The following is a 6,011-nucleotide window of genomic DNA, read 5'->3' on the forward strand; positions in this document are numbered from 1 at the left end:
CTTCACCGGCTGACCGGGCTTCGGGTCGGCGCGGTACAGCTCCGTGCCGGTCGGCTCGACCTTGCCGTCCGGGGTGGTCCGCTCGGTGATCACGGTGACGCCGGTGACGCCGCGCAGCCGCTCGTCGTACCGGCCCTGGAGGCCGCCGTGGCCGACCAGGTCGCCGCGCGCGTACCGCTCGGGGTGGGCCTGCAGATCGTCGGCGGTGGCCTGGTCGACCGAGCCGAGCAGCGCCCGGGCGAACTCGCGCGTCGGGGCCAGCATGAGCTGGTCGGTGGCGAACCGGGTGCCGGGCAGCTCGTAGATGCGTGGCTTGATCTGCCGGTATGCGTCCTCACGCAGCGTCACCACCTCGACGAGCCCGTCCGGCTTCGCCTCCTTGAGCCGCTTGGGCAGGTCGCCCAGGTCGACCGGCGGGCTGAGCGCGGGCCGGATCGCCTTGAACGCGGCGTCCAGCTTCTTGACCAGGCCGGGCACGTCGGTGACCTCGCCGGGAACGACCTGCACCCGGACCACCGGGCGCGGCGCGACGATCGGCTGGCCGGCGGCGTCCAGCACGCCGGCGCGCTGCGCCGGCTCCCGCCGCAGCGCGATCCGGTCGCCGCTCTCCAGCTTCTCGTGCACCACAGCCGGTTCCCAGATCACCTGCCACTGGTCGTCGCCGCCGCGCTTGAGGCGTACCGGGTTCTCGTAGGCCCAGCGGGCGCCGCCGGGGAGTGCCCAGCTCACCTTGACCCGGGCGGTGGCGACGTCGCCCTTGGTGGTGATCTCGCCGGTGCGCGTCAGCTCCGGCGGGTTGGCGGCCAGCTCACCGGCGAGCGCCTGGAGCTGCTTGGTCACCTCGCCGGCCGCCACCCGCCCGCCGGCCGGCTGGATGAAGCCGACCGCCTGCAGGTCGCCGGAGCGCCAGCCGCCGAGGAACGCCTCGACGGCCGCCTCCGGGCCGTCGTCGCCGGAGCAGCCGGTCAGCGCGCCCGCTGTGACCAGGGCGGCGGCCAGCCCCGCGAGGAGGCGACGACGGGTGTGACGGCTGGGGCGGACGGGGTACGACACGGGCATGAAGCGGTCCCTCCGGTGCTCAACTGCCCTGCACGCTAGTACGGCCCGGCGCTCACCACCGCCCCGCCACGGCCTCCGGCAGCGCGGAAAGCCCCGTGTGGCAGTGTGATGAACATCGCCAGTCGGGGTACTCCGCGGGCGGCCGACCACGAACCCGCAACGGGTGAAAGGACAGAGTCCCGATCCGGACGTCCGGCCGGTGGTCCGCCGCGGGAGGTACCACGCGGTAGGGCCTAGGCTGGGCGGCAGAGTGACCCACAGTGCGGTGGGTCGAGGGGAGTGGCACCGATGGACCGGCGTCCGGCGATCAAACCGGGACCCGACCTCCGGCAGGCTGACACCGGCCGGGACGACGACAGCTTCGATTCGGCGACCGACGGGGACGGTTTCAGCCGTCTCGACACAGGAGTGACCGGGATGACCGGTTCCAGCATCGACACCCTCTACGACCTGGGCCTGCCCACGCAGGCACTGGCCGACGAGTCGGAGGACGCCGAGCTGGACGAGCCCGTTCCCAACGCGGAGCGGCTGGTCGCCCAGGCGGTCGCGCTGGCCGGCGACGACCACGACGCGGCCACACTCGTGGACCGCTTCTGGCGGTTCGCGCCGGACGAGGAGCTGATCGGCTTCACCGCCGAGGAGATGCTGGAGGCGGCCCGGGCCCACCGGGACCTGGCCCAGCAGCGGGTTCCGGGCGAGCTGAAGCTGCGCATCCACGAGCCGGACGCCGAGCAGCACCACACGGTCGTCGAGATCGTCACCGACGACATGCCGTTCCTGGTCGACTCGGTGACCGCCCTGCTCAACTCCCGTCACCTCGACGTGCACCTGCTGGTGCACCCGCTGGTCGTGGTGCGGCGCGAGCCGCTGGGCCGGCTCACCGAGGTCTCGGCGGACGTGGAGCCGGACGACGCCATCGCCGGTGACCTGGTCGAGAGCTGGATGCGGATCGAGATCGACCCGGTCCGCGACCCGGCCGAGCGGGAGGCGCTGCGCCGCGAGTTGCAGCGGGTGCTCACCGACGTGCGCGAGGCGGTCGAGGACTGGCCGAAGATGCGGCAGCGGGCCCTCGCGCTCGCCGACGAGCTGGCCGCCGCCCGGACGTCGGACAACCGCCCGCCGGTGCCGGAAAAGGACATCACCGACTCGGTGGAGCTGTTGCGCTGGCTGGCGCACGACCACTTCACGTTCCTCGGCTACCGCGAGTACCGCCTGGTCGACGCCGACGGCGCGCGCGGCGGCGGGCAGGCCCTGGAGGCGGTGCTCGGCACCGGCCTGGGCATCCTGCGGTCGGACTCGCCGGAGGCCCGGTCGCTGAACTCGATGACGCCCGAGGCGCACGAGAAGGTGCTGGAGAAGCGCCTGCTCATCATCACCAAGGCCAACTCGCGTGCCACCGTGCACCGCTCGGCGTACCTCGACTACATCGGCTTCAAGATCTTCAACGAGGCCGGCGAGGTGGTCGGGGAGCGGCGCTTCCTGGGCCTGTTCTCCACCGCCGCGTACCGGACCAGCGTGCAGGAGCTGCCGGTGGTCCGGCGCAAGGTCGCCGAGGTGCTCGACCGCTCGGGCCTGAGCCTGCGCAGCCACTCCGGCAAGGACCTGTTGCAGATCCTGGAGACGTACCCGCGCGACGAGCTGTTCCAGATCAAGACCGACGACCTCTACCACGCGGTGATCGGCGTGCTGCGGATGGCGGGCCGCCGGCAGCTGCGGGTGTTCCTGCGCCGCGACGCGTACGGGCGGTTCATCTCCTGCCTGATCTACCTGCCGCGGGACCGGTTCACCACGCAGAACCGGCTGCGCATGCAGGACATCCTGCTGCGCGAGCTGAACGGCGTCGGCGTCGACTACACCACCCGGGTGACCGAGTCGATGCTGGCCCGCGTGCACTTCATCGTGCGGACCGACCCGAACAACCCGCCCGGTGACATCGACGCCGACCTGCTCGCCGAGGAGCTGGCCGACGCGACCCGCCTCTGGGACGACGACTACCGGCTGGTGCTGGAGCGCAAGCTCGGCGACGAGCAGGCCAAGCACCTGTTCGCCCGGTACGCCGACGCGTTCCCGGAGGGCTACAAGGACGGGCACACGCCGTACGAGGCGATGAAGGACCTGGCGAAGCTGGAGCTGCTGGAGGAGCCCGGCCAGCTGGAGATGCACCTGTTCCGCAAGCAGGCGCCGCCGCGTCCGTACGCCGCCCGCGCCGCCGACGCCGACGAGGCGATGGACGTGCGGTTCAAGGTCTACCGGTACGGCGAGCCGATGATGCTCTCCGCCGTGCTGCCGGTGCTGCACTCGCTCGGTGTGAAGGTGGTCGACGAGCACCCGTACGAGGTGGAGCGCGTCGACGGCCGGATCTGGCTCTACGACTTCGGTCTGGAGCTGCCCGAGCGGCACCAGGACCTGGCCGAGGTACGTCCGCACGTGGAGAACGCCTTCGCCGCCGCCTGGCGGGGCGAGGCCGAGGTGGACGGCTTCAACGAGCTGGTGCTCCGGGCCGGGCTCACCTGGCGGCAGGTCGTCGTGCTGCGCGCGTACGCGAAGTACCTGCGCCAGGCCGGCACCGTGTTCTCCCAGGAGTACATGGAGCAGACGTTCATCGCGTACCCGCAGATCGCCGAACTGCTGGTGAAGCTGTTCGAGACCCGGTTCGCCCCGGGCGCCACCACGCTCGACGAGCGGCGGCAGCGCAGCGGTGAGCTGGTCGACGCGATCGGCGAGGCGCTGGACGAGGTGGCCAGCCTCGACCAGGACCGCATCCTGCGGGCCTACCTGACGCTGATCCAGGCCACGCTGCGCACCAGCTTCTACCAGAAGCCGGTGGGCGGGCGGCCCAAGCCGTACGTGGCGTTCAAGCTGGACCCGCAGGCCATCCCGGACCTGCCCGCGCCGCGACCCAAGTTCGAGATCTTCGTCTACTCGCCCCGGTTCGAGGGCGTGCACCTGCGCTACGGGCCGGTGGCCCGCGGCGGCCTGCGCTGGTCCGACCGGCGCGAGGACTTCCGGACCGAGGTGCTCGGCCTGGTCAAGGCGCAGATGGTGAAGAACGCGGTGATCGTGCCGGTCGGCGCCAAGGGCGGCTTCGTGCTCAAGCAGAAGCCGGGCGACCGGGACGAGGCGGTGATCTGCTACAAGGAGTTCATCTCCGCGCTGCTGGACGTCACCGACAACATCGTCAGCGGCGAGATCGTGCCGCCCGAGGACGTGGTCCGGCACGACGGCGACGATCCGTACATGGTGGTGGCCGCCGACAAGGGCACCGCGACGTTCTCCGACATCGCCAACGAGATCTCCGAGGCGCACAGCTTCTGGCTGGGCGACGCGTTCGCCTCCGGCGGCTCGGCCGGCTACGACCACAAGAAGATGGGCATCACCGCCCGGGGCGCCTGGGAGTCGGTCAAGCGGCACTTCCGGGAGCTGGGGCACGACACCCAGACGCAGGACTTCACTGTGGTCGGCGTCGGTGACATGTCCGGCGACGTGTTCGGCAACGGGATGCTGCTGTCGAAGCACATCCGGCTGGTGGCCGCGTTCGACCACCGGCACATCTTCCTGGACCCGGATCCGGACTCGGCCCGGTCGTGGGAGGAGCGCAAGCGGCTGTTCGACATGCCGCGCTCGTCGTGGGAGGACTACGACCGCGAGCTGATCTCCGAAGGCGGCGGCGTCCACTCGCGTACGGCGAAGTCGGTGCCGATCTCGCCGCAGGTCCGCGCGGTGCTCGGCCTCGACGAGGACGTCACGCAGCTCAGCCCGCAGGAGCTGATGAAGGCGATCCTCACCGCGCCGGTGGACCTGTTCTGGAACGGCGGCATCGGCACCTACGTCAAGGCGTCCAGCCAGACCAACGCCGAGGTCGGCGACAAGTCCAACGACGCCATCCGGGTGGACGGCAAGAGCCTGCGCTGCCGGGTGGTCGGCGAGGGCGGCAACCTGGGCTTCACCCAGCAGGGCCGGATCGAGTACGCGTCGACCGGCGGCCGCATCTACACCGACTTCATCGACAACGCGGCCGGTGTGGACTGCTCCGACCACGAGGTCAACATCAAGATCCTGCTCAACACGGCGGTGGCCGACGGGGAGCTGGACCGGCCGGAGCGTGACGAGCTGCTGGCCCGGATGACCGACGAGGTCGCCGAGCTGGTGCTGCGGGACAACTACGACCAGGCGCGGGCGCTGAACAACGCCCAGGCCCAGGCCGCCTCGCTGCTCCCGGTGCACCGGCGGATGATCAACGACCTGGAGCGGTCCGGCGCGCTGGACCGGGCCCTGGAGGCGCTGCCGTCGGACGAGGAGCTGGCGGTCCGCACCGAGAGCGGGCTGACCGCGCCGGAGTTCGCGGTGCTGCTCGCGTACGTCAAGATCGTGCTGGAGCGCGAGATCGTCGGCGAGGGCCTGGCGGACGAGGAGTGGACGACCGACATCCTGGTCAACTACTTCCCGACGCCGCTGCGGCAGCGCTTCGCCGACCGGATGGGCCGGCACCGGCTGCGCCGGGACATCGTCACCACGGTCCTGGTCAACGAGGCGATCAACCGGGGCGGCATCTCGTTCGTCTTCCGGGTGGTCGAGGAGACGGCCGCCTCCGCGGCGGACGTGCTCCGGGCGTACGTGGTGGTCCGCGAGGTGTTCGGCCTGCGTGACCTCTGGGACGCGGTCGAGGCGCTGGACAACAAGGTCTCGCCCGAGCTGCAGACCGCCGTCTACCTGGACACCCGGCGGCTGCTCGACCGCGCGGTGCGCTGGCTGGTCACCAACCGCCGGTCGCCGATCGACGTGCCGGCGGAGATCGACCGGCTGCGTGGCGGCGTGGCCCAGCTCCTGCCGGACCTGGAGCACCGGTTCTGGGGCACCGAGCGGGAGGCCATCGCGGCGCACATCGAGTCGCTCGTCGACCGGGGGCTGCCGCGTGACCTGGCCGAGCAGGCGACCCGCCTGATGTACAGCTT

2 protein-coding genes are annotated in these 6,011 nt (G+C 71.3%); one reads left to right on the forward strand and one right to left on the reverse strand.

The features are described from left to right. The coding region (locus KBX39_RS20450) for an NTF2-like N-terminal transpeptidase domain-containing protein (protein ID WP_282102441.1) at positions 1-1,059 on the reverse strand (1,059 nt) is incomplete at its 3' end. A 288-nt stretch (positions 1,060-1,347) separates the two neighbouring features. Between KBX39_RS20450 and KBX39_RS20455 the strand changes: the two genes are divergently transcribed. Beyond that, on the forward strand, positions 1,348-6,011 hold a 4,664-nt coding region (locus KBX39_RS20455; protein WP_210871999.1), incomplete at its 3' end, for an NAD-glutamate dehydrogenase.

Origin of the sequence: Micromonospora sp. D75, assembly GCF_018070405.1 — a bacterium.
GTDB classification, from domain to species: Bacteria; Actinomycetota; Actinomycetes; order Mycobacteriales; family Micromonosporaceae; genus Micromonospora; species Micromonospora chalcea.